Genomic DNA, 962 nt, shown 5'->3' on the forward strand with positions numbered 1-962 from the left:
ACGTCCTCCGCGAGGACGTGCTCGAACACGTCGAGGCGGTGCCGTCGTTCCGCCTCTCGGACGGCGCCGCGCCCCTCCCGGAGAAGCGCCGGGCGCTCGCGGCGGCCGACGAAGCGGCCGACGAGGTGGCCGAGATCGCTGGATGGTACGCGACGCTGCGGTCGATGCTCGACGACGACCCCGACGACCTGACCCGCTTCGAGCGGCTGCTCCACGGCTTCGGCTACGTCCTCGCGCACGGGCTCTTCCTCGGCGCGTCGTCGCCGAAGCGCGTCGTCCGGCGGCTCCGGCTGGCGTACCGGTCCGTGGGCGTGAGCATCGACGGGACCGACAGCGAGGCCGGCGCGGAGCGGACCGAGTTCACCTGTCCCTACCGCGGCGTGGGCGCGCGGGTCTACGGCGAGAAGTGGGTCTGCCACGAGAAGCTCGACCGCGTCGACGACGGCTACGTGACGTACCTCGGAGAGCGGGGGATCGACTACCAGCGGCCGCGGGACTGCGACGGGAGCGAGCGGTGTTACTCCACGGTCGCGCGCGACGGGCCGGAGCTGTGGTGGCCGAAGACCGCGCCCGCGGCGGTCCGCGCTCGGTCGTGACCCGGGACCGTCGACGGTCGCGACCGCGGGCCCGAGCGGGTGAGGGGAGCGGGGCGAGCGGAGCGCGCTCGGGCGACGGCTCACCCGAGGCGGCCGACGACGAGCGCGTCGCGCGGCGGATCCAACGCGGCTACGGTGCGTGGGCGCGGGTGTACGACTGGTTCGCGCGAGCGACCGCGTCGGTCGGGGGCGTGCGGACGGGGTGCGTCCGCGCGCTCGACCTCGACCCCGGAGACACCGTCGTCGAGTTCGGCTGCGGCCCCGGCGTCAACGTCCCGGCGCTCCGGGAGGCCGTGGGCCCGACCGAGCATCGCGCCGGTGATGTCGACGCCGACGACGCGCCCGGTCGGGCCCACGGCCTCCCGG

At 75.6% G+C, this 962-nt stretch carries 1 protein-coding gene and 1 pseudogene; both read left to right on the forward strand.

Going from position 1 to position 962, the window contains the following annotated elements:
- Positions 1-596 (forward strand): hypothetical protein (locus DJ73_RS06120; protein WP_141212914.1); only part of this gene is annotated, 596 nt, incomplete at its 5' end.
- Positions 554-962: pseudogene (locus DJ73_RS06125) on the forward strand (methyltransferase type 11); the annotation flags it as partial. The gene DJ73_RS06120 and the pseudogene DJ73_RS06125, both read left to right, overlap by 43 nt.

This window comes from Halorubrum sp. Ea1 (genome assembly GCF_002252965.1).
In the GTDB taxonomy this organism is placed as follows: Archaea; Halobacteriota; Halobacteria; order Halobacteriales; family Haloferacaceae; genus Halorubrum.